Source organism: Leptospira stimsonii (assembly GCF_003545885.1).
Classification (GTDB): Bacteria; Spirochaetota; Leptospiria; order Leptospirales; family Leptospiraceae; genus Leptospira; species Leptospira stimsonii.
The window spans coordinates 871379-895152 of sequence record NZ_QHCT01000001.1; the positions used below are offsets into that span (position 1 = coordinate 871379).

General features: G+C 42.5%; 19 protein-coding genes. 4 read left to right on the forward strand and 15 right to left on the reverse strand.

Going from position 1 to position 23774, the window contains the following annotated elements; translation table 11 throughout:
* Nucleotides 1-413: 413 nt before the first annotated feature.
* The 6 genes from DLM75_RS04320 to DLM75_RS04345 form a co-directional block, all read right to left on the reverse strand.
* Complete coding sequence (locus tag DLM75_RS04320; protein ID WP_118967254.1) at nucleotides 414-1814, reverse strand: NAD(P)(+) transhydrogenase (Re/Si-specific) subunit beta; 1401 nt, start codon at nucleotides 1812-1814, stop codon at nucleotides 414-416.
* A 4-nt stretch (nucleotides 1815-1818) separates the two neighbouring features.
* A complete protein-coding gene (locus tag DLM75_RS04325; protein WP_069608768.1) occupies nucleotides 1819-2103 on the reverse strand; it encodes an NAD(P) transhydrogenase subunit alpha part 2 in 285 nt (94 codons plus the stop codon).
* A 65-nt stretch (nucleotides 2104-2168) separates the two neighbouring features.
* A complete protein-coding gene (queC, locus tag DLM75_RS04330) occupies nucleotides 2169-2888 on the reverse strand; it encodes a 7-cyano-7-deazaguanine synthase QueC (RefSeq protein ID WP_118967255.1) in 720 nt (239 codons plus the stop codon).
* 14 nt (nucleotides 2889-2902) lie between these two features.
* Entirely contained in the window at nucleotides 2903-3283 is a 381-nt protein-coding gene (queD, locus tag DLM75_RS04335) for a 6-carboxytetrahydropterin synthase QueD (RefSeq protein WP_118967256.1), read from the reverse strand.
* Nucleotides 3284-3367: 84 nt separating this feature from the next.
* A complete protein-coding gene (locus DLM75_RS04340) occupies nucleotides 3368-3559 on the reverse strand; it encodes a hypothetical protein (protein ID WP_125231968.1) in 192 nt (63 codons plus the stop codon).
* A gap of 245 nt (nucleotides 3560-3804) precedes the next feature.
* Nucleotides 3805-5322: an ATP-dependent DNA ligase gene (locus tag DLM75_RS04345; RefSeq protein WP_118967258.1), complete on the reverse strand. Its 1518-nt coding sequence runs from the start codon at nucleotides 5320-5322 to the stop codon at nucleotides 3805-3807.
* A 171-nt stretch (nucleotides 5323-5493) separates the two neighbouring features.
* Between DLM75_RS04345 and DLM75_RS04350 the strand changes: the two genes are divergently transcribed.
* Complete coding sequence (locus tag DLM75_RS04350) at nucleotides 5494-8016, forward strand: penicillin acylase family protein (protein ID WP_118967259.1); 2523 nt, start codon at nucleotides 5494-5496, stop codon at nucleotides 8014-8016.
* Between the two features lie 12 nt (nucleotides 8017-8028).
* On the opposite strand, the gene DLM75_RS04355 is transcribed toward DLM75_RS04350, so the two are convergent.
* Together DLM75_RS04355 and DLM75_RS04360 are read right to left on the reverse strand one after the other, a co-directional pair.
* The gene (locus DLM75_RS04355) at nucleotides 8029-9327 is read right to left on the reverse strand and encodes an ankyrin repeat domain-containing protein (RefSeq protein ID WP_118967260.1); all 1299 of its coding nucleotides are present in this window, start codon (nucleotides 9325-9327) and stop codon (nucleotides 8029-8031) included.
* A gap of 337 nt (nucleotides 9328-9664) precedes the next feature.
* A complete protein-coding gene (locus DLM75_RS04360) occupies nucleotides 9665-10669 on the reverse strand; it encodes a ligase-associated DNA damage response exonuclease (RefSeq protein WP_118967261.1) in 1005 nt (334 codons plus the stop codon).
* Nucleotides 10670-10714: 45 nt separating this feature from the next.
* Here DLM75_RS04360 and DLM75_RS04365 point away from each other — a divergent pair, with 45 nt between their 5' ends.
* Complete coding sequence (locus tag DLM75_RS04365; RefSeq protein WP_118967262.1) at nucleotides 10715-11326, forward strand: uracil-DNA glycosylase; 612 nt, start codon at nucleotides 10715-10717, stop codon at nucleotides 11324-11326.
* On the opposite strand, the gene DLM75_RS04370 is transcribed toward DLM75_RS04365, so the two are convergent.
* From DLM75_RS04370 to DLM75_RS04400, 7 genes are all read right to left on the reverse strand, one after another.
* On the reverse strand, nucleotides 11292-12257 hold the full coding sequence (locus DLM75_RS04370; protein WP_241547820.1) for an alpha/beta hydrolase: 966 nt from the start codon (nucleotides 12255-12257) through the stop codon (nucleotides 11292-11294). The genes DLM75_RS04365 and DLM75_RS04370 overlap by 35 nt on opposite strands.
* A 21-nt stretch (nucleotides 12258-12278) precedes the next feature.
* Nucleotides 12279-13352 (reverse strand): alpha/beta hydrolase, encoded by a 1074-nt coding sequence (locus DLM75_RS04375; RefSeq protein ID WP_118967263.1) that lies wholly within the window; start codon nucleotides 13350-13352, stop codon nucleotides 12279-12281.
* 175 nt (nucleotides 13353-13527) lie between these two features.
* The gene (gene msrA, locus DLM75_RS04380; RefSeq protein ID WP_118967982.1) at nucleotides 13528-14049 is read right to left on the reverse strand and encodes a peptide-methionine (S)-S-oxide reductase MsrA; all 522 of its coding nucleotides are present in this window, start codon (nucleotides 14047-14049) and stop codon (nucleotides 13528-13530) included.
* A gap of 66 nt (nucleotides 14050-14115) precedes the next feature.
* On the reverse strand, nucleotides 14116-15450 hold the full coding sequence (locus DLM75_RS04385) for a porin (RefSeq protein ID WP_118967264.1): 1335 nt from the start codon (nucleotides 15448-15450) through the stop codon (nucleotides 14116-14118).
* Nucleotides 15451-15621: 171 nt separating this feature from the next.
* On the reverse strand, nucleotides 15622-16758 hold the full coding sequence (locus DLM75_RS04390; RefSeq protein WP_147456602.1) for a hypothetical protein: 1137 nt from the start codon (nucleotides 16756-16758) through the stop codon (nucleotides 15622-15624).
* A 22-nt stretch (nucleotides 16759-16780) separates the two neighbouring features.
* Nucleotides 16781-17707, reverse strand: a complete 927-nt coding sequence (locus tag DLM75_RS04395) for a DMT family transporter (protein WP_118967266.1) — start codon at nucleotides 17705-17707, stop codon at nucleotides 16781-16783.
* Nucleotide 17708: 1 nt separating this feature from the next.
* Nucleotides 17709-18116 carry a MerR family transcriptional regulator gene (locus tag DLM75_RS04400; RefSeq protein WP_118967267.1) on the reverse strand — a complete coding sequence of 136 codons (408 nt, stop codon included), beginning with the start codon at nucleotides 18114-18116 and terminating at the stop codon, nucleotides 17709-17711.
* A gap of 212 nt (nucleotides 18117-18328) precedes the next feature.
* Between DLM75_RS04400 and DLM75_RS04405 the strand changes: the two genes are divergently transcribed.
* Both DLM75_RS04405 and DLM75_RS04410 read left to right on the forward strand, forming a co-directional pair.
* Nucleotides 18329-21715 carry a hypothetical protein gene (locus DLM75_RS04405; protein ID WP_118967268.1) on the forward strand — a complete coding sequence of 1129 codons (3387 nt, stop codon included), beginning with the start codon at nucleotides 18329-18331 and terminating at the stop codon, nucleotides 21713-21715.
* Between the two features lie 314 nt (nucleotides 21716-22029).
* On the forward strand, nucleotides 22030-23742 hold the full coding sequence (locus DLM75_RS04410) for an acyl-CoA dehydrogenase family protein (RefSeq protein WP_118967269.1): 1713 nt from the start codon (nucleotides 22030-22032) through the stop codon (nucleotides 23740-23742).
* Nucleotides 23743-23774 lie beyond the last annotated feature (32 nt).

Sequence of the window (23774 nt, forward strand, 5' to 3'; positions counted from 1 at the left end):
TTTTTCTTAAGTCAATTGTGGAATTTTTATACAGCAAAATAAGAATTTTATTTGTAAAAGGGAGTGATTTGTTTATGGAAACTAAAATACATTAACTCACTGCATGGAGAAAAAGATTTTAAATCTGAATTAATACGATTCATAGATTTAAAATCGATCTATACGTATGAAATCCAAACTCTAAATATCAAGCTGATTTTGACAAAATGCTAATACTCTTTTCAAAAAAGAATTCGAATCGTCCGGAAACCATAGTAAGTTGAACTCACCGCTAATTGCCGAAAAGATTCATTTTTCTTCTTCAATGAGTTTGAAATGAAGAAACAGAGGTTGAAGATCAGGCAGGCACTAAAATAAAAAAGCCGGACTTTTTACAGCCCGGCTTTGAGTTTTCTTAGAAAGAAGGAAACCGATTAGGTTTCTTTTAAGGCCGCTACGATTTCTTGCGTAGCTTTCTTTCCGTCTTGGAAATACATCAAAGTATTGTCTTGGATGAAAAGAGGGTTCGGAACTCCGGCAAATCCCGGGCTCAAGCTTCGTTTGATCACGATAACCGTTTTTGCTTTGTCAACGTCCAAGATCGGCATTCCTGCGATCGGGCTACTTGGATCCGTTTTTGCGAGAGGGTTTACAACGTCGTTTGCACCGTTTACGATTACCACATCGACTTGTTCGAAAGTAGGATTGATTTCATCCATTTCTTTCATCTTGTCATAAGGGATATCGGCTTCCGCGAGAAGAACGTTCATGTGACCTGGCATCCTTCCTGCAACAGGGTGGATCGCAAATTCTACGTCGATTCCTCGGTCCGTAAGAATATTATAAAGATCTCTTACTGCGTGTTGTGCTTGTGCAACCGCCATTCCGTATCCAGGAACGATAACAACTCTTTGTGCCATATCCAAGAGCATCGCAACTTCTTCTGCGGACGTACTTTTGGTTTTTCCAGCGTAGATGTCTTCTCCACCTTTGGAAGTATCAACGGCCGCGCCGAGTCCTCCGAAGAGAACGTTTGCAAGAGAACGATTCATCGCCTTACACATAATCTGTGTTAGGATGATTCCGGAGGCTCCTACAAGAGATCCTGCGATAATCAGAACGTTATTTCCAAGAACAAATCCTGTCGCTGACGCCGCGATTCCGGAATATGAATTCAAGAGAGCGATAACGACGGGCATATCGGCTCCGCCGATCGGCATTACGAGAAGAATTCCTAAAACGGAACCAACCGCTACAACATACCAGTACCATTCTATCTTTTCAGGTTCGATCACTACGAAATAACTCAGCGCGATAGAACCGAGGAAGAAAATGATTTTTACGAGTTGATCGCCCGGATAACGAACCGCTTTTTCGGAAAGAATTCCTTGGAGTTTTCCGTAGGCAATAAAACTTCCCGTTAAGGTCACTGCCCCGATGATTCCGGAAGCCGCAGTAGAAACCGTGAACTGATACGATTTTAAAACTGCGAGATTGGTTCCTTGGTGAATCACTTCCATCACCGCCGCACCTGCAACAAGAAAGGATGCAAGACCTCCGAACCCATTGAGGGCCGCAACGAGTTGAGGCATAGAAGTCATCTCAACTTTAACGGAAAGATAAACTCCGATCGCGGTTCCCACGATGAATCCAGCTAAGATATATTCATAGGCGAGTCCTTTTTCAACGAGCGCGGCCGCGACCGCGAAGAACATTCCCACCGCGCCTAAGAAGTTTCCGCGAACTGCAGTCTTCGGGTGAGAAAGAAGTTTCAATCCTACGATAAAAAGAACGGAGGAGAGAAGATAAATTAAATTGATAATCGATTTTTCCATATTCTTACTTTTCTTTCTTCTTGAACATTCCTAACATTCTATGGGTGACTAAGAATCCACCGATCACGTTGATGGTCGCCGCAACCATCGCGACGAATCCGATGATGTTGATCAAAGGGCCGTTCACCGAATGAAGAGATAGAATCGCCCCAATGATCGTGATTCCGGAAATAGCATTGGAACCTGACATAAGAGGGGTATGTAAAAGAGGAGGAATTCTTGTGATGACCTCAAAACCTACGAATACGGCTAATAAGAAGATCGTCAGGTAACCTACGAACTGTTCCATTATAACTTTTCCTAATCAGAGATTCCTTCCCAAAGAGCATGGAAAGGCCGGGTAAACCGATGGGATCACTTTTCAGAAACTCCTGTCTCCTGAAAACCTTTTTTTCTCAAGAGACAGGCGTCGCATTTTCCACAGGCTTTGCCGTTTTGCGGGTCATAACAGGAGAATGTGAGATGAAAGGGAACATTCAATTTACTTCCCAAGAGAACGATTTCTTTCTTAGAAAGATTTTGTAGAGGAGTTATGATTTTAAGCGGAGAACCTTGACTTCCTTTTTTCGTTCCGAGTTGAATCGCCATCTCGAACATCTTAATAAATTCTGGTCTGCAATCCGGATATCCGGAATAATCCATTGCATTGACTCCGATGTAGATCGAATCCGATCCGGTTCCTTCTGCGAGCGAAGTTGCAAAAGAAAGAAAAAGAATGTTTCTTCCGGGAACATACGTATTTGGAATTTCATCCTTTCCTAAAGAATTCTTCGGAACCTTGATCGACTTTTGAGTAAGAGACGATCCTAAGAACAATTCCGGTTTTAACTTTTGAATCGTGTGAGGAATACCTAGTTTACGAGTGATTTTTTTCGCAAAGGACAATTCGATTCTATGTCTTTGTCCATAATCAAAAGAAAGCGCGCGAACCTCTTTGCCATCGGCGATCGCTTGATAAAGACAAGTGGTAGAATCCAATCCTCCGGATAAAAGTACGACTGCCTTGTTGCTGGAAGTTTTCACTTTAGAATCGTTTTTTTTTCGATTCGAATTCTTACTTTTATCTGAATCCAAGACTCGCCTCTTTTTCAGTGAGAATTTTTCGGACCTTCGTAGATGCACGCGCTCGTACAAGTTTCGTTGAGAGTAATTTTATACAAAAGAGGAAGGAGCGGTTTGAGATGATTCCAGAGCCAGATAGAAATATTTTCCGAAGTCGGATTCTCCAGGCCTGGAACGTCGTTGAGATAATAATGATCGAGATGATTTTCGATGAGAGGTTTTACGATCTTACTAACTTCCGCATAATCGATCAACCAACCGGTATGAGGATCGATTTTACCTTTGAGATGAAGTTTAAAACGAAAGCTATGACCGTGAAGTCGTTTGCATTTATGGCCGTCGGGTACGTTGGGAAGAAGATGAGCGGCGTCGAAGCGGAATTCTTTAGTGAGTTCGATTTCTTCCATGAGGTCCTGCCCGAGTTGAAGAATACGTTCGGAAGATCTAAGAGTTTACGGGATCAGGAGAAGAATGCTTTGAAAAAGCCGGTCTTATTTAACCAGCTCTTTCAGAATTTCTTGTCTTTTTTGATCTTTCTGATGTTCGTTCAAAACCAACCATTCTCTTTTGATTTGTTTTGAGCTCACGCCCTTAAGTTCTGCGTATTTGTTAAGAAGTTTTGCAGTTTTCTGGTTCATATCGACCAAAAAACTGGAAACCGAGTCTCTGTCAAGTAACTCCAATAGGAATCGCTTCGGAGAAGAAATTTCTGGAGGAGTTCCTACGTTTTCGAAGCGTCGTCTGCTTCTGGAATCGGACAAAGGCTACTTCCGTGATTCCAATGTTTCCGGAGTTCCGACTATCTTCAGGGCGGAGGGACATTCGGACTCAGGTCGCCGTTGGGCGGATGAAGAAAAAGAATCCCATCCACCTTTTTGAATGATTTTTCCGAAGCGGATCCGAGCTCTTCTGGAAAACATAGGAGTTCCTACATTTTTATGTCCCGCAAGTTCAAAAGCGAATCCAAAGAATCAAGGAGTTCTTCTGAAGAAACCTTTCTGCGGATCTTCACCTCTTCCAAAAGGAACCCGATCTTATGTCTCTTAGATGGAAGAATGTTTTGAAACGAAAGTTCTGCTTTCCAAATTGTATGAACTCCCCGGATCGGCCCTTTTTTCTCGATCGTATTCTCCTTAAAGAAAGAATCGATTTCCAAAAACAAAGAATGTTTTGAATCGATCGAGATTCTCGCGAGGGTTTGGAAAACATCTCCTCCGTTTTTGGACGGAACTCCGAAACTCAATTCCCAAAAAGTGGAGCCCTCGTTGTTCATCCCCTTTCTTCCATAAAGCAAAACGGCTCTTATGGTTTGTTCAGGGGTTTTGAATTCTAAGAATTCATTTTCCTCGGGACGAAAAAGATAAACGTTTCGATATTCTTTCAAAAAACGTTTTTGAAATTCTCGGGAATCCAGCGCTTCCGAAACGATTTCCCATTCCATTGCACGAATCGACGGAAGATCGGAGACAAAAATCGAATCCAGGATTTTTCTTCTTTCTTTTATTGATTTAAGAGTAAGATCCTCGCCTTGGTATTTCAAAATATCATAATATACGAATGTGTCTTCTCCTCTTTGATTTTTTTCCAACCATCCGAGGATATGTGCGTTCTCTTTCACACTGGAGAATTCTCGGAACAGAGAAGGGCATTCGTTTTCATAAACAAAACCGTTTTTTTTCCAGAGAAACAAACCGGAAGAATGAAGAATGGCTTGGGCAGAAATTCCATTCGGAAAAAGCAAAAAATGCGTTCCCTTCGAGATTTGATTTTTCAAAAAAAGAGACGGAGAATGCCATTTTTTTGGTAAAGAAGGATCGATCCTTTTTGAAATAGAAACTTCATCGAGTCTCTCGAACTTCCGATTCGGAAACCAAGAAGAAAGAATTTGGAGAATCGAAATCGTTTTCCAATTTATTTTTGAATCTCTGAATTTTTCAAAAAGAATTCCGGTTTCTAAATCAAAAAGGTCGGCAACGATCTCGATCAAAAGAGTCTCGTGAATTTTAATATTTTGTTTTCCGAGAAGAAGTTTGTGAATGAATATTTTTTCCGCGATCGGAAACGTTTTCCAAATCGAAAACAAGACTTCTCGAGCATTCTCTTTCAAATTGATAAGTTGATTCGCCTTTTCTAAGATAGCACTGATTTGGATTTCGATAATCGGGGACGGATTTCCTGTCAAAAGGGAAATTGCTTCCGATAGATCTCCAACTTCTTCGATCGAGGATCGAATCATCCATAACGGTTGATCCAAATATTCCGAAACCAAGACCTCCAATTCCTTTTCTTCCAGAATCGCCCTTTCCTTTTTTCCGGATAAAAAGGAAAGGGTGTTGTTCAATTCCTCGAGCGGGCAACGGGAAAGAAAGGACGTGATCAGATATCGTTTTTGGGAAGAATCGGATTCTTCTTTGGTTTCCTGGATCAATTTTGAAAAAGACAACACTGGATTGATTTCTTGATTCCTTCCTTTTTTTATTCACGTTACCAGAGAAGTCATTCTTTTTTGATTTGAAACGAATCAGAAAAATGAAAACCGATCAAAACTTTTCTTGCTCAAAGAATCCGATTTTATAAAAGTTAACTCCCTTTTAAAAAAATAAATATTCGGTAGTGTATGAGAAACTTTAGCACAAATTTTTTAAACTTTTGGAATCGTATTCCTCTTTGGATACGTCGTTCTTTCTTGTCCGTTCTTGCAATTCTACTTTTTGCAAAGATCGGATTCTCCCTTTTATTATTCTTAAAATCTCCACGCATGAACGGAGAATTGAAAGTTTCCGGAATTACGAAACCGGTTTCGGTCATTCGAGATTCTTACGGAGTTCCGCACATTCGCTCGGAGGATTCTCATTCCGCTTATTTTGCGTTAGGTTATGTAACGGCGAGCGATCGATTATTTCAGATGGAAATTCTAAGGAGGGCCGGTAAGGGAGAATTATCGGAAGTCTTGGGAGCCGATTTGGTTCCAACGGATACGTTCTTGCGACAAATGCTTTTGCGAAGAACCGCAGAGAAAATGCTCCAAGAAAGTTCCAAAGGAAATCCTCAGGCTTGGAAGGAGTTGGATTCTTTTTTGGAGGGGATCAATTTCTTTTTAAGAAACGAATCTCTTCCCGTTGAATTTACAGTCCTAGGATACAAACCGAAGCCATTCGATCGTTTGGATGTGTTGAGCGCGCTTTCACTTTTGTCTTTTTCCTTTTCTGAGGCTCTTCGTTTGGATCCGCTCTATTCCGTCTTAGAAAACAAACTTCCGAATCGAAACGTATCGGAATTGTTTCCGAGACACGACAAGGAAGATCCGTTCTCCATCTTAGACGATCAACCAGCTTACGCTGAAAAGGCGATAACCCGAGGTAAATCGAACACACTCACAAACATCGCTTCCGTTTCTTCTTTAAAAAAAGATTCCGATGATCTTTCGGAAGTTTCCAAAACATTTCAGAAAGTGGATTCGATTCTCAGAGATCTTCCGCATTTTACGGGGAGTAATTCTTGGGTGATCGGACCTTCCCGATCCGCGACCGGCGGCGCAATTTTAGCGAACGATCCTCATATCGGATTTAGCAATCCGGGAACCTGGTACGAAGTTCATATGAAGGTGGGAGAACACGAAACCTACGGATATCATTTCCCGATTCTTCCTTTTCCTTTAATCGCGCATAACGCGAAAAAAGCGTGGGCATTAACGATGCTTGAAAACGACGATATGGATTTTTATCAGGAAACTCTTCATCCCTCACAACCGAACGTTGTCAAAGAAAAAGGAAACTGGGTTCCGTTACAAGTTCTCAAGGAAAAAATTCCCGTAAAAGGGGAAGAGGCGAGAGAGATCGAGATCCAAGTGACTTCTCATGGTCCGATCGTTTCCAAACCGATCGAAGGCTATCGTGGTCCCGTGATTTCCGTCCATTGGATTTTCCATCACTTGTCTATTCCTATGTTGGAGACGGTTTATAACCTTGGCCGTTGTTCTTCCATGGAGGAATGTTCTTTGATCGCGCCCACTCTTCCCGCTCCGGGTTTGAACGTTTCTTACGCGGATGCGAAAGGAAATATCGCTTGGTGGGCCGTGGGAAGATTTCCAATCCGAGGTAAAAAAAGCAATCCTCGGAAATTTTTGGACGGCGCTTCGGGAGAAGACGATTGGAGGGGTTATCTTCCTTCCAATCAAAATCCGAAACTGATCAATCCTCCCGAAGGAATTATTCTTACCGCGAATCATCTTCCGGCCTACGAGCTGAAAGGTTTCGGAAAACCGGAAGGTTATTGGCAAGAATCGGATCGTGGAAGAAGAATCTACGAACTCCTTTCAGAGAGGCAACGATGGTCCGTGGACGATGTCAAAAAAGTTCAAACGGACGTCCTTGCTTTTTCCGCGAGAAGTATCGTTCCTTTGATTGCGGGTGAATTAGAAAAGGACAAAGAATGGAACGGAGTTTTTAGAGAGGCATTGGATATCTATAAGTCGTTTAACGGAGAACATACGTTAGACTCCGCCGGTGCGACCGTCTTTCAAACTCTCAACCAATTCGTGATGATCAATCTTTTATCCGATGAATTGGATGCGAGGGAACTCGCGATCTACGGGCTTAAAGCGGAACACTGGTCGGCGTATAAAGCTATTCTTTCCGATTCCAATTCCACCTTCTGGGACGATCTCTCCACACCGGAAATTTTAGAAACAAGAAGAGATATTTTGATTCGCGCTTTCGAACAAACGGTTCGTTATCTTTCGCAAAAACACGGAGGTTCCGCGACTTCTTGGAAATGGGGAAAAGCACATAAGATTACGTTTGAACATCCGCTTGGAAAGGTTCCGGTCCTCGGTCTGATTTTTAACCAAGGTCCGTTCTCGATCAATTCCGGAGAGGCCATCGTCAACGTAATGGGACCCCAGGATATCAATCCGGTAATAACGCCGAAAGTAGGTCCGTCCAAAAGAAGAATCATCGATCTGATCCATCCGGAAAATTCCTGGTCGGTTTTACCAACCGGAAATTCCGGAAATCAAGGTTCTCCGTTTTATGGAGATCAGATCGAACTGTATATCAAAGGAGAACATCGATCGATTCGTTTTACACAATCACAGATCGAACAGGATTCTAAACATATATTAAAATTCATTCCCGAGTAGAATTCTATTTTTCTAATATAGGTGATCGATCATCTTCGTTTCAAAATTTTTGGATCGTTTAAGATGATCAAATGCCTTTCTTGCGTGAAGCCCTTCTATGACCTTGGACATCGCTAAGGCATAGGGGGAATTTTCGTCTTCTCCCATGGAATCGTAGTGTTCCTGCCATAAAATAAAATCGAATCCGTCTCCTTCGCGGAACTCGGCGAAACCTTCGTATTTCCATTCTCCCACGTAGTATTCGGGATCAAAAAGATCGCTCATGCTCATCGTCGCGCCTTCGATCACGAATTGAAAGACGACGGCCTCCGGATTTTCTTTTGCAAATTTTCGAATCGCGTCTTCCGCAAAGGCAATCAGTTTTTCAACTTGAAACGATCTTTGGAAGGGATCCTTTTCCACTTTGATTCCTTTTGTTTCTAAGAATTTCAATACTTCCTTTCTCGTTTTCGAATCGGCGATGCTGAGAGCCGATTTTGGATTTTGTAAATCAGGATCGACTCCATTTTCCAAAAGATATCGGATAAAGGGCATTTTATCCTGAGCGCCGGGTCTACACGCAAAATGAAGAGGAGTATAGATTTCGTCTCCTCTCCAATTTGAAGGAGAATTCAAGTCTCCTCCATTCTCATGTAAGAATTTTAGAATATTAAGATGTTCATAGGGTTCGTGATTGGACGGACCGAAACAGGCTTCGTGGATCGCGTTTCTTTCGTGCACCTTTACGTTTGGATCCGCCTTTTGTTCTAAGACGAGATAACGAACTATATCCAATTTTCCTAAATTAGCCGCTCTTGGTAGAAGGCTCGGTTCCAAAGGCAGACCTTGTTCGAAGAGAAATTTTAAACATTCTAAGTTAGAGAACGTTGCGATTTCCAAAAGTGTGTCGTTTTCGTTTTTGAGATTCGGATCTTTAAGATCGATTCCAAAGGTTTGATACAATTTTAGAATTTCGATTTTGCCTTTAGCCGCGGCTTCGAGAATATCCTTTGGATCCGGCTTTATATTTTTATTTAGAAGATAACTTACTACCTCGCTCTTACCGCGATCTCTGCACGCATAAAAGTGAAGAGAAAGATTGCCGGAATCCCTTGTGTCTAAAGGAAATCCGATGCTTTCAAAATATTCCAATGTGGGAACGCTGTTTTCACTCGCGGCAAAGAACAAGGGAGCGGCGCCGTAGAAATCTTTTCCTCGAGTTTCGATTTCTTCTTTGATTTTTTCGATATTTCCCTTTTCAATCCAATGAATCATCTGATATCGATGTTCCGTTTTTGCTTTTTTGATTTTTGGTTGGTTCCTTTCCGTCATTGACACTTTGTTTTCCTTGATCTTCGATTCAAAAGATAGAATTTGAATTTTCCTTTCTTTCGAAAACTTTAGAAATTCATTGTAATCGAGTTTCCTCGTTCATTCCTCTTGGATTATAATTAGAATAAGGCTTTCATTTCATTTTGAAAATATGAGAATCCTTTTTATCAATCTAAAGTGGCCTCTTCCGTTTTACTTGTTCCGAAAAAGGAAGTCTCATTGAAAAAAGGTTGAAAACGGACTTAAAGTCCGTTCAAGATAGAATTTCGGAAGAATCCAGTTTTTAAAAACGAAATCCTTTCTAAACGTTCTCTCGAGTTCTGTTGGAAACACTGATTCAAAATTCTGATTCTTCCGAATAAAATTTCGTTTTGAGAGTCTTTGCGTTCTTCCCTTTCTCTTTGAGATAACGAACGATGTCTTCCGTATCTCCGTGAGTGAGAAGAATTTCTTCGGCTTCCGTTTTCTCGATCGTCTGAATCAGCTCGTTCCAATCCGCATGATCGGAAAGAGTAAATCCTTTGCTAAAACTTCCGTTCTTTCGATTTTTCGAAAGTTGCATCCAGCCGGAACAAAATGCGCTTCTGATTTTTTGAGAATTCGGATTGGGAATCGGAGAACTCGGAGGAGCCAGGAAGACAAAAGGGTTTTTGGAATTCGGATTCCATTGATCCAAGGGTTTTGTTTTAGGAAGTTGAATTCCCGATTCTTCATATCTCGAGTTCATGGAAAGAATGGAATCGTGAACAAAAAATTCCAGGTCGATCCCTCGTTCCTCCGCCGCGATCGATAAACCTTTTAGAATTCTCTGCGCCTTCCCGAGCGAATATCCGTAGAGCAATGAGATCGAGTCGAGGTTTCTATTTTCCAAAATGAAGTTTAGAATATTCTGAAATACGAATGTGATATTTTCCCAGATATAATACGGTTTTGCAAAAGTCGCTTCCGAAAGAAACGTATCACATTGGATAATTTCGAACGGCTCGCAGGTAGGATCAGGAACCGTTTTGTAGTCTCCGCTAATTACGGTCACTTTCCCTTTGTATTCGATTCTTACCTGGGAAGATCCAAGGATATGACCCGCCGAGTGAAGGCTGATTCTTACCCCGTTCGAATATACGGCTCTTCCATAAGGAAGTGTTTCGATCCGCGCTTTTTTTCCGAGGCGTTCCTGCGTGAGATGAAAACCGGATTCTGCACAGAGATAATGAGCGGAACCCTTTCTCGTATGATCGGAATGTGCGTGTGTTAGGATCGCCCTCGGCACTCCCTTCCAAGGATCGACATAAACATCGGCTTGAGGAATATACAATCCGGCGGGTGTTAGGACGATCATTTCCATTGACTCCAGAGAATTTCTTTTTCAGTCTGGATCGAACGTATTTTCATGAGCAGAGAAGAAAAAATTAGAAGATTAGGTCTCGTTCAATCCGAGGTCACAGATTGTAAGCTTTGCAAGCTTCACACGACTCGAACACAAACGGTCTTTGGAGAAGGCAATCCGGAAGCCGAGGTCGTTTTTATCGGAGAAGGTCCCGGAAAACAAGAGGACTTGACCGGTCGTCCGTTTGTGGGTCGCGCCGGAGAACTCTTAACAAGAATCATCGAAAAGGGAATGGGTGTTCCAAGAGAATCCGTCTTTATCGCAAACATCGTGAAATGCAGACCGACGCTTGATATGAAATTCGAAAAGGATCGCCCTCCCGAGGAGGAAGAGACAAGGGCTTGCGCTCCGTATCTTCTCAGACAACTTGAAATCATCCAACCCAAGGCGATCATTACTCTCGGAAATCCATCCACACGTTTTATCTTAAACACAAAGGAGGGGATTACAAAACTCAGAGGGAATTGGGGTTCTTTCTATGGAATCCCGGTGATGCCGACGTATCATCCAAGTTTTGTGATTCGAAACGGAGGGGAGAACAGTCCTCTCAAACGAGACGTCTGGGAGGACATTAAGAAAGTTATGGATTTGCTGGGTTGGAAGAAACCTTCTTAGGCGCCGCTTCGGTTTCCTTTAACCAGTTTGCGATTCTTTGATAGATATCGGAAGGTGCGTCTTCGTATGCAAAAAGACCGAGATGATCGTAGTCGATCGCCATTCCGTTGTCTCTTCCCGCTTCAAAATATTCCTTCTTCCCTTTTTTTCTTTTGTAAACGGGATGAATACTTTCCGTCGGGGAGATGTTATCGATTCTTCCGCCGATAAAAAGAGAAGGGAAATTCGTGTTTTCAAAGGATTCCCATGTCTTCGGATTTTCTTCCAGAGCCGGAAGATAATTAAAGAGATTTTGATAAACGAAGAGAGTGGTAGGATCGTCCGCATCGAACGAGATAAAACGTTTGCAGAAGCTGTCCTTATTTTTACAGGAAGAACTGATATCGGAACCCAATCTTTTTTCAGCCTTCATCTGTTCGATAAAACTATCGTTATATTTATAATCCATTCCCGTTCCGAGAAAGAACGCCTTCGCGATGTCGGGAATTTTTTTCGCTTTGAAGGAATGAAGAAGCGATTGTCCGCCTAACGAAACTCCGCCGAGGATGTATTCCTTTTTACCGGTGACTTTTTGAATTCTTCCGATCACTTCTGGAATCAAATTCTCTCCGACGTCTTTGAGGTTTATATTTTTGTGATCTTCAAAATGAAGAAGCCACACCGAAAATCCGTTTCCGTTCAGGACTCCGATCAACCCGGATTTATCTCCGAGATAAAGAGCCTTCTTATTGATCAAAACGGGATCCACGATTAGGATCGGAGGATAAGAAGAATTCTCATAAGAGAAAGTGGTCAGAAAAATATTCGGAGCAATGTTCGCCGTTTGGGAAGTGAATTTCTGATCGGTAATGACCACATAACGTGTGCACCCGATCGTCAAAACGACGAGAACGAACGCGATCGTGAAAAATTTAATTTTTGTATATTTCATTCTTAAAATCCAAATAGGTTTTTAGTTTCTTTTGTCCAACCAGGAGACGATCGGACCAAAAATATCTTTGTCCGCGTTTTTTCCAACGATCAAATCCGTATGACCGTAATCGTCCGAATGCCCGTTGGATCGGGACGCGATAAAAAGAGATTTGTCCTCGGATGAAATCGTGTCATACGCATAACGGAGAGAATACGACATTCCCAGTTTATCCCTTCTTCCCGCGACGAAAAGAGTCGGAATTTTGATATTCTTCAAATTGTCCGAATAAGAGATCTTCTTATCCAAGCTTCGCATTTCACCGCTTTCAGAAAGGTCTTTGAACTGAAGAATTTCGTTCTTCGCTCCCGGATTGATGGAAGTCGTTTTTACTCCGGAAAGAATCGAAGGATCGATATTGGCCTTGTGCCAAAAAAGTTCTTCAAAAGATTTTTGTGGAAGAAACGGAATTCCCGTTCCGCCTTGAATGCCCGCCCAGGTTTCAGCGGGAATCACGGGCCAAAGATTCATGAGCCAAGTTAGAGATCCCCATCTTTGAATCGCGGAACTCGGAGGATCCATGATCGCGGGAGAACCGATTGCGACAAAGTTTGCGATTCTCTTTTCGCTCAGACTTCCCACTCTTCCATAGACTACCATTCCGCCCATGCTATGACCGATCCAATTGACCTTGTCTTTTCCGGTGGAATTTAACACGTGTTTGATGGCCGCATCGACGTCGTATTTGATATAATCGTCCATACTATAAGTGAATGTTTTATCTCCGAAAAAAAGAGACGGATAACCCGCGTCCCTTCTTCCTCTTAGATCGAGTAACCAAACGTCATAACCTTCTTTCTGAAGTCTTCCCACGATCGAACTTTTCTCGTTGATCTTAAGATACGTTCTATTGGCGATCAAACCGTGGCACAAGATTACGGGATATTTTTTAGTGATGTTTCCGGAAAGAGGAGGGAAGTGTTCTAAAGTCAGATCCCAGCCGTCTTCCGTCTTTGGGTGATGGATTTCGCCTTGAAGCTGGATGCTCGCTTTACATTGTGAAAGAAAGATTCCCAAAAAAAGAATCAAAAACGTTCTTTGGATATTCGAGTTCATTGATAAATCAGTCTATCGACTGCTACAGAGAGGATCAAGTAGAATTTAATAAACGAAGCCCGAGACTTCAATACGGATACGAAGAAGAATTCAGTTCGTTCATCTTCGTATCGGAATTTTAGATGAGATCAAAATCAGTTTCAAAAATGTTTAAGAAGAATTCGAAACTTCAAATTCATTTTTTGACTTTGAATCCCACTTTGAGATACTTATCGATTTTTGGTTTCACCACATAATGACAGTATGTTTGTTCCGGATTGGTCCGGTAATAATTTTGGTGATAATTCTCGGCCGGATAAAATTCTTTTTGTTCTTCCACTTGAGTCACGATCGGCGACGAAAATTGAGAGGAAGCTTTTTGAATCGCTTCTTCCGCTTGTCTTTTTTGTTCGGAAGAATGATAGAAAATGACGGAGCGATATTGGGTTCCAACGTCGTTTCCTTGTCGGTTTAATGTGGTGGGATCGTGACAGATCCAGAAGATATCTAAGATTTCGGGATATGTGATTACTTTCGGATCAAAGGAAATCTGAACTACTTCGGCATGCCCGGTGTTTCCCGAACATACCGAACGGTAATCCGGATTCTTTGTCTGTCCGCCGGAATATCCGGAGACAATCGTTTCGACACCTTCCACCATTTGATAAACCGCTTCGAGACACCAAAAACATCCGCCGCCCAGTGTTGCTATTTCCATACTTTCCTCTTGATACATTTTGCTTTCGCAAATCGTTCGGGGCAAGCCCCTTTTCGATCATGAAGATTAGATCTTGACCGTGACCGCAAAGACGATAAATTTTTCCTCTTTGGAACGGGCTCTGTGATAGTCAAAGACCGGATCATAAGAACGAAAGTATCTTCCTTCAAGTCGCACCATCGCTTGTTCGTTCGGAATGTAATCGAGGGTAAGAGTTCCACCCGAAGTCAAAAAACCGTTTTTGGTTCCCGATTGAATGATCGTCTGATCGGGATCATACATTCTTTCGATTCGGACGGAGGTTCGAAATTCTTCAATCGGCCTCCAAGTGATCCAAAACGTTCCGATATACCATTGTCGATACGCGTTTACGCCGGGATCCGGAACTCTTTGGATCCCGACGTCTCCGGAACCCGCTATGATGAAGAATTTTGTAAAGTGATATTGTAATATTAAATTATTATAATATCTAGTTTGTCGTCTTTCATTGTCAGGAGCTTCGTTTCCGATAAAGGTGTTGTGCGTGATTCTGAATTTGTCGGTCACTTGATAGTCGATCTGTGTTCCGATTGCTTTGTCTCGGTTTGTCTCGGTGATGTTGGACCAGCCGTTCATCAGATGCAGTTGAAAGGAAAGTTTTTGAGAATACTGATAGGAAAGTCGAAAGCCGCTCGAATAGTAGGGAACGTAATCGAGGGCAAGGGCGCGGGAATAATTCCAGTTAGAATGGGAAATCCAACTTTCAAGACCGATATTTCCGAAATAAATTCCGGCGTCGAGCCAGAGATTTTTTGCGAGTTTGATTCCCGCATACGCTTCCTGAATGTTTCGAACCGAGAATTGATTGGAATTTTTTTCGGAAGTGACTTCGTTTTTGTAGTTCGAATTTACGGAATTACCGTATTGAAACGCAACTCTTCCTCGATATTGATCCGTCTCCACCTTGCCGTCGATGTAAGCTAAGTTGACATTGATCTCGTCCCAACGCGCCGGTTGCGTGAGATATTTGTTGTCTCTGTTCGGAGAGGCGTACGGGTTGTGTGCATAGTAAGAATCCGCAAAAAAACCGAATTTTGGCGCCTTTGGATCCGCCTTGGGTTCTTCTTTTTTTTGGTTTTCTTCCTTCGTTTCTTTTGGAAGATCCGCTTCGGGTTTATTAGAAGAATCTAAACTTTGAATCTGTGTATTCTCCGTTTTCTCATCCTTCTTCTTTTCTTGAGCAAAGATCGAATCGGAAAAGAATAAAACGGAAATGAATAGAATCCACACAGAAATTCCGGAAGATGCGATGCGAAAAATAAAATCGAAAAGAGTCCCTTGAGTTATAGAAATCGTTTTTTGAGACCTTTGTTTTCGTTTTTTAAAATGTTCTAACTGAAAAAGATTTTGTTTTTGTATCATGATTGAATCTTATAAGATCCCTTCTAAAATTCAAGAGGCTCGTATCAATTTGGAATTAGGATTCGTATCTTGAAGTTAAGAAAGAATTAAGATCCTACGGATCTCGGATTAAAAATCCAGTAAAAAAGAAGAGCCGCGTCCTAAATTTGAACGCGGGTTGTGAAGGGAATATTAAAATTTAGTAACGTAACCGAGATTGATCACGATGTGATGTTTTGCAATGTGTTGTTGTTGATACGAATTGAGAAGATAATTCTTAGACGTCGTATCCAAAGGTAAGGACTGAATCGCCGAAGCGACTGCTTGGTTTACGGTTCCGTGAATCTTGGACGGATCCGTGACTTTTCCGTCGTCTGCGTTGTTGTCGGCTTGTACTCCGCTCGGTTTCGGATAAACACGATCATTGTCGAAGAGGTAAAGATCGGGACGATAGACGTCGCTGACACTCACATTCATATCCTTAAAATTCAGCTGGAGCTTTGCGGTGATATCCGTGACACCGGATCTTCGATCCGTATTGTTGTTAAAGTATTGATAACCCACTTGAAGGCCGGGAACAAATTTGAAGTCCTTGTTCAATTCGTATTCGTGACTGAATGCCGCTCGGTGATGACTGTTTCCCTGATTGAGTCCTGCGGTTTCCGAAGAGATACGATAGTTGGAAACTAGCTCCGGTTTAAGATATTCCAAAAATCCAGGCTTCCATCCCAAAGTATAATTGAAGAGACTCGCATTTGTGGGATAGTTCGCACTGTTGACTATGAGAAACCCGGTGAAGAATTGTCCGATCGAAGTATTCCATTCATAGAGGATTTGTCCGATGAAATAATCTCTCAGTCCGTTGTTTTCCTTTCTCGGTTTGATTTGATTCGGATCGAACGTCAATTGACCGGATTGTAAGGATTGGATCACCTTGTCGGATTGGTCCGCGCCTCCCGGACTGGATTGATAAAAGAAATCGTTGTCCGTGTTGGAGCGTCCTATCAAGGGATTCGCCATGATGAGATTCATTCGAAAACCGGGAATTGGAGTGAAAAAATTTACGAACGTTCCAAGGACAAGTCCTTGCGAGAAAGTATCGTAAGATTCGTTGTTCCTTCTGCTCAGTTTTTCTCCGAAGAGACTACTTCCTAAAACGTAAACGTCGTTTGCGACCGTTTGGCTAAAACCGAATTCAGGTTTTTTATCGGTGGCTTTCGGAAGATTTTTCGGATTGTCTTCGGGAATTCCGGATTGAATGTCCGGAGTTTGTTTGTCTTGAGCGGAAACGGAAGAAAGAAGAACAAAGAAAAAAAGAAGAACTTTCATAAACTGTATCATAAAATTGTAATTAACCTACCGTAGAAGTTTTTATATTTTGCGTCGCCGGAATGCGACCGAACTTGGAATTTACGACAAAGATTCCGACGATCACAAGAATCGCGCCGACGATATCGAAAACATTGAGTGATTCTCCCAAGAACCAAGTAGTCAACATAGCCACAACTGGAATCAGGTTTCCGAAGATCGCGGCCTTATCGGGACCGACTTTCTGAATTCCGTAATTCCAAAAAAGATAACCGAAGAATGTGGTAAAAGCGGCCATATACAAGATCGCGAACCATGCGGAGGTCGGAGTTTTGCTCCATTCGATATGATAGTCGCCGCTGAAAATGATCAGCAAGAGTAAACAGATCGTTCCAAAAAAGGAAGTGAACGTGGTGATCTGAACCGTAGAAACTCCCTTGAGATATTTTTTCATTCCCACGGAATACAAAGCCCAGCAAATCGCGGCTAAGAATATATAAAGAATTCCTTCTCCTTCGAGAACGGTTCGGACTGAATTCAAGTTACCATCCGAGATCACAACAAGGACGCCTAGAAAAGAAACTGCGGTTCCCACATATTGAAGAATTGTGATCTTTGTCTTCAAAAGAAGATAAGAAAGAAAAATGGTGATCGCGGGACTGAGCGCGACGATGATCGCGGCGTTTACGGGAGAGGCTTTACGCATTCCCAAGAAGAAAAAGAAATTGAAACCGAACACACCGACGATTCCGAGAAAAATGAGGCTTTTTAAATTCTCACGATTGACCTTTAAAAGTTTCCGTTCACTCAAGAAGACAAAGACAAAAAGAAGAATCGAAGCCAATACAAAACGTAAAGCTCCGGTTTGGGCCGGAGAGAAATGGACCAACGCTTCCTTTGAGACTTGAAACGTGGTTCCGGTGATGAAGGCAAAAAGTACGAGGCAAAGATAAGGTTTGATCGTGTTCATTTTAATTCCTCTCTTCGTTTGCGAGAAGAGTTTCGTACTCTTTGAGTTTCGCCTTCGTGAGTTTGATCGTAACTTCTAGATCTTTTTTCTTCTGTTCCAATGTGGTAAGATGTGAGGTAAGAATTCGTATTCTTTTGTTTAAGGGCGGTTTCAAATTCTCACCCTTGGAAATCTTATCTAAGATACAACCTTCTTTGATGAACTCTTTGATATCTTGCAAAGGCATACTCAGTTCTTTGAGAGTTCGAATCACTTTCAGATGTCGAATTTCTTTTTCCGAATATTTCCGGTCTTTTCCGTGACTTCTTTCCGGATGAGGTAAAAGGCCCATCTTTTCGTAATAACGAAGCGTATGCGGGCTGAACTTCGTGATCTCTGAAATCTGAGAAATACTAAGGGTTTTGCTCACTGGATTCTCCTAATTGGAAATCATACAACTTAGACTTAGCTCTAAGTCAAGGCTCCGTCTCTAAAAAAATCGAAATTCTCGAAAAAAAAGAGCGAGTATGATTTTTATTTTTAAAGTTTCGACTCACTTAGAGTTAGATCTAAGTTTAAATTAATCTAAAAAACGGAGTTAAAAAAGAATCAAAAACGAAAGAAGAATTTTGTTATTTTCCTATGACACAAAAATCCGTCCCTTCCTTTAAAAAAACCGATCTCGCCTCCGGCAAGTTAGCCGAAATTATGGCCGATCGGATGTTGTCAAAACAATCTTATCGAGATACTTTTTGGAAGGCTTTCGCATCGAAAAAGAAAAAAGCTCCGGCAAATTTTCTGGATCAATTTGAGAAGTTATACGGCTTTCGATCTCCCGAAGAAATTTTAGAATGGGAGAACGTCCGGTTCGCGTACGAACAGATCATGTACAACGTAAACGATATCTGGAATATGATCGATCACGAAGGCGGTCTTCAGATCGACGAAGAATCCGAAGAGGAGGGCTTTGATTCCGATTATCGCGCCGTTTCTTTTCAGAAATTCCTTCTAAAAAAATCCCAGAACGTAGACGAACAAGTGAATTCCATTCTCGGGTCGTATCGAGGTTTGATGTTCCTATTGACCGGAGTCGCCGATTTCGGATCGGACGGAGGAGGTGATAGCTGTTGGGTGAACCTTCTTCCCCACGCAGACGGTTCCGGAGAAGTGCATCGATACAATCACGAGGTTGGAGAATTGGAAGACGAGCCGTTCTTTTCCATCAGTCATTTTATTGCATCCAATTGGTCATCCGAAGAAGAGGACTATGACGATTACGACGAGGAAGACGAGGACGAAGAAGGCGTTTCGGAAGAAAGAATTGAATCTGTGTTAGGCGACAAGGTTCTCAAACAATACGAGACCGAAGCGCAGAAGAAATACGATAAAAGGCCGTTCTATACAAAGTCTTTAGATCTTTTCGAAAGGTCTTCCTGGCTTTTAGGACATTCTTACGGCGATCCTGCTTACGCTTATGCGGAGAAGTTGGCGTCCGCGCCGACGTTCAAGGACTGGGAATCGGAAAAGAAGTTATTAGAAAAATCCCATCCGCTCGCCGCCTATTGGATTCTCGCCCATTATTTTATGAAGAACGATCAGGCATGTAGAGAGGCGTGTCTCATTGCGAAAAAGCTTCCTGGGAAAATTCTTCCCGGAATCGCAAAATCCGTCTTGTCTTTGTTAGACGGGAAATCGGATTCCCTAGGAAAGATAAAAGGAAAGAAGTTAAAGGGACTCAGAGATGAAACATTCAAAAATTGTGATGTTTCTCAGATCGAACCGGAAAACCGAAAACTTTTGGAGGAAGCAACCGGCCTATCAGGAAAGAAGAAAATCTCTACCGGAGATTTGAAGAAGAGAATTCAAAAGGGCGAAAATCCCCTTTCTCTGATGGAAGAGTTTCCGGAAGACGTCGAAACTCTCGATTTTCTTTTAAAGGAAATCGGTAAAAAAGAACCTAAGTTTTCAAAATTGGTAGAGCAGTATTTTAAGGAAAGAACGGATTCTTCTTATAATGAATGGCCTTACAAAAAAGAAGATTTGGATTCGCGTCTTTCACTTCCTGTTTCCGCGGCGTTCAGACAGGGTTTGAATTACGACGTGGAAAATAAAAAAGCGTATGCCGGAATCATAAAGACGTTAGGCAAGTTTGACGATCAAAATGCGATGAACGCGTTTCGAGACGCGGTTCGAAAATTAAAACAAGACGATAAACGTTTGGAAGAAGTGATCGCTTGTTTGTTGGAAAGCGAACACGAGGAAGCGCTTTCTATTTGGACCGAGGCCGCATGGAAATTCTTCGAAACCTTAGACGGAGCTCTGGAGAAAAAGAAAAAGGTGGAAGACGAAGGTCCGAACTTAAACAACATCTTTACCGTCTTCAGCTATCTGCAACAGGCTTTGAACGAACGGCTGTTAGTCGGCGATGAGGAATCCGGTAAACTTGCAAAGAAGGTTCTCACATATCGGAGCAATTTAGGAATTTTCGGAATTGCGTTGGGTTACGCATTCGCGGTTTCCGCGAAACTGGGTTTCAAAGAAAACTTGGATTACATTCGAACTTATTTGGAGATGGGAATTCAGGTCAAGGGAAGCGGAAGGGATTCCTATCTTCAGTTCAATCAATTAGTGAACCTTTCGGAAGGTGCGATCGCATGGGCCGTTTTGGATCCGGGAAGCGCGAAGGCCGGATTAAGGGATCTATTTGAGAAGGCAAAAAACCATACATGCCCTGGTATTTCGATCGACTTGCTTGCTTGTTATCTTTCAGGACTTCTAATCTTGGAACCGGATCGAGAAGAATGGATCGAGTTCGCGCATAGGATCTTAGGAAATCGAGGAGAAGAATATCGTGTTTACGGTCCGATCCGTGCGGTTGGAAAGGCAAAGATCCAATCTCTCAAAAATCATCTCTACTATCATGTTTATGCGGACCCGAACCCGATGGTGGATTATACGTGGACTTACATAGAACACGCGGCGAGAAACGCCTGGATTCAGATCGAAGGCAAAGAGCTTCCTCCGTTCGACGACGATGACGAATACGCGAACCGCCTATCCAAAAAACCGAAAGACTTGCCGTCAGCGATTCTCAAACCGGAAAAATACAGCGTTCAACACGTATTTGAGAATATTAAAGAAAAGAAATATATCAGCGCGGACGTCGTCAAGATAGGAGGATCTTGGCTGGAAGAATCGCTCCGATATTCCTGCGACGAATTTCGCTATGGAGGAAATTACGATCGTTGGGAAGCAATGAAAGCGATTTTTATCCAGGGAGAATCTTCGATTCCGGTTTACGCAAGAATATTAGATCTTCCTTATGCAGGAGCGGATTGGAAATTATATTCTCTTCAATTCCTCAGATTTGTGGAAAAGGAAGGAAGCAAATGGTCAAAGATCCTCGAAATGAACGAGGATACGATCCTCGGAATAGTGAATGCGAATCCTCCGGAATGGGCCGCTTGGGGGGATTTATTGTCTGCGAAATTATTTCTTCTGAAAGGAAAGGATTCTTTTGAAGCGATCTTAAAGTTGGTCAAGAGAAGATTGACCTATACGAACCCGTATAGTTTTACTTCGTCTTCTACCGAGGAGGCGCTCGCGTCCAGACTTCCGTCCATTCTTCCTTGGTTTGGAAGAGAAGGGGACAACGCTCTGGAAAGTCTTTGGAAAGAGTCCCAAAAAGAATCGGAAACACGTTATATACTCGACGAGGCCGCAAGAAAGAATCCGGAGATCGTTTTGAGTGAACTTCCAGAATTGGGAGAAGATGGAATCGAACTCGAACAGCGAATCAACGGAGGAGAGTATGGTCCGAGATTCTGGATTCAATTGGGTTCCAAGGAAGTAAAATTCGGAATCGAAGAATTTCATCTCCACAGTATTTTGGAGAACTCAAGTGCAGAATCGGCTTTGGATTCTTCTTTGCTCAAAAAGGATTCTAAAAACGTTCTAGATTCGATTTGGAAAATGGCTCAGATCTTGGGTTATAAAGTTTCCAAAAAAAAGGCAAAGAAAAAACGTTAAAGAAGGTTAGGCGACCTAGGATTCTTTTGGATCCGGAGTTCCGACTTCGTCCGGGGACGTGGCCGATTTTTCAGAATTTTTTTTTTTTGGAAAAAGGAAGGAGTTCCTACTTTTCAGCTGGGTTTTCCGGTGAAATTTCCTGGCAGGGCGGTGAACAGCGTTGATTCTCTCTGAAAAACCACCGGAGTTCCGACCTCAAAGGACTTCGGTAGAACCCGAAACCTGGAAAATTTCCCTCAAATGTAGGAACTCACACATTTTTCCTTTTCTCTCTCTTTCTAATCTCCTACACTGGTGGAATCCCCGGAGGTTCCATGCTTCAGAACAACTATTTTTCCGACACCCAAGACATCCAGGATCACTTTGAGCACATTCTTCCCTGGACCGAAATCATCCTCGATTACGAAAACGACTTTTCGGAAACATCGGATGGAGGTCCTACAAATCCTTCGGAAGCGAAAGAATATTATAAGACGGTTCTTCAGACGGTGGGCGATCTCGCCGGAAATATTCTTTCTCCACACGTTGCCGAATTAGATCGGGAAGGATTGGGATTCAAAGACGGAAAGGTAGAATTCCCGCCCAAGATGTTGGAGCTGGTCTCGAAGGTAGTCGATGCCGGCGTGCAAGCCTACGGATTTTCGAGAAAATACGGCGGCCTCGGAATTCCATGGACTGTGAAATCATTTATTTCCGAAATATTTTATAGAGTGGACGCGTCACTCGCCATTGCGATCGGTTGTGTGAATCTTGCCGAAATTCTTGAACGTCATGCCTCCAAAGAAATGAAAGACGAATGGATTCCTCGATTGGCCGCTGGAGAATTTGTCTGCGCGATGGGCCTTACCGAACCGGATCATGGATCCGATCTTCCGAATCTTAGAACCAAAGCCACTAAAGATCAAAATGGGAACTGGGTCTTGAACGGAACGAAAAGATTCATCACACACGGATGCGGATTCGGAGAAACTCCGGCGATACTTCTCACGTTGGCTCGATCGGGAGAAGTAGGCTCCGGTGCGAGAGGACTTTCTTTTTTTCTCGTCCAAAGCACGGATGTGCAGATCGCGGGAATCGAAAACAAACTAGGACTTCATTGTTCACCAACCTGCGAAGTGGTTTTTGAGAATTCTCCGGGTCTTCTCGTCGGAGAGGAAGGTTACGGTCTCATCAAATACACGATGGGAATGTTGAATGGCGCAAGAATGGGAATCGCACAACAATCCACGGGGCTTGCAACCGCGGCATATTACGAAGCTCTAAAATACTCCAAGGAAAGAATTCAATTTGGAAAACCCTTGATTGAAATTCCCGCTGTTAAAAAAATCATCGATCGTTTGGAAAGGGAAACTCTTGCGATGCGTTGTCTTACTCTGGAAGGATCGAGAGTAATGGATCGATACTACTGGCGCGCACTTCGTTTGGAAAAAAAGGGAGCCTCCGAGAAAGAAGCGAAGAATGATACCGTTGTTCGTTATTGGGAAAAGATAGCTAACGTTCTTACCCCGATCAGTAAGTTTTATTGTTCTGAATCTTGTTTAAAAGTAGTGAGCGACGCTTTGCAAGTCCACGGCGGTGCCGGATATACCGAAGACTACGATATCGCGAGAATTTATCGAGATGCAAGAATTACTACGATCTACGACGGGACTTCTCAAATCCAAATCAATGCGAGTATCGGAGGAATCACCTCCGGTCTCACCCACACTTTCGGTGAATACCTAACCGAACTAGTCAATCAGTTGGATTCTTCTCTTGCTCATAAACTGTTTCATGGATTCCAAGAACTCGTTTCTCTTTATAAGGACCTTCCGGGAAGAGAAGACAAGGATACATACGCGGAAGAAATTGTAATGACTTGTTCTCGTCTTCTTGCTGGAATTCTCCTGGAACTTTCCTGCCGGAGAATTCCTGAGGAAAGAAAACAGATTCGTCTTAAACACGCTAAAGACTATCATTTAGATACGCTCTCCATCTTAGAAGGAAATCTCGCAAAGTTGAAGGAAGTGAGCGCGGTCCCCGCTTAGTTTAAGAAGGATTATATCTCGGAATCTAAACA